1 protein-coding gene is annotated in these 608 nt (G+C 43.9%); it reads left to right on the top strand.

Going from position 1 to position 608, the window contains the following annotated elements; genetic code table 11:
- Nucleotides 1-549 (top strand): group II intron maturase-specific domain-containing protein (locus tag LKK83_RS06800; RefSeq protein ID WP_324630228.1); only part of this gene is annotated, 549 nt, incomplete at its 5' end.
- Nucleotides 550-608 lie beyond the last annotated feature (59 nt).

Raw genomic sequence — 608 nt, forward strand, 5'->3', positions numbered from 1 at the left:
GCGGTTATAAAGGCTCATAAAACAGCCCCACAATACGCACTAATCAAGCACCTAAATCCAGTCATAAAAGGATGGAGCAACTATTACAGCACAGTAGTATCCAAAGAAACATTCTCCAAACTTGACGATAAGATTTGGACAGCCTTGAGGGCATGGACAGCATCAAGATGTGGGAAAGCGTCCATTGATAAGCTCAGAAAGTATTACCATCATGGAGCGAATGGGAAATGGACGTTTCAAACGCAAGATGGGTTGAGATTGTTAACACACGCAGCAACTTCTATCAAGCGACACATCAAAGTCAGAGGAGATAAGTCTCCATTTGATGGAGATTGGGCTTACTGGAGTAAGAGAGGGATTAACAAGGTTGGAATACCAGCCAAGTTAGCCAGACTTGTGAAGAAACAAAAGGGTAAGTGCAATGAATGCGGCCTGTTCTTCACAGACAGTGACCTAATTGAGGTAGACCATATTAAACCTCTAGCGGCGGAGGGTAAAGATACCCATAAAAAACCGCCAAGCATTGCATCACCACTGCCACGACCGTAAAACCGCAAGAGACCTCATCATAATTGAGGAATATCAAGCGAAAATCAGCTCCCATGACA

The sequence above is a fragment of the Phormidium sp. CCY1219 genome (assembly GCF_035615515.1).
Classification (GTDB): Bacteria; Cyanobacteriota; Cyanobacteriia; order Cyanobacteriales; family Laspinemataceae; genus CCY1219.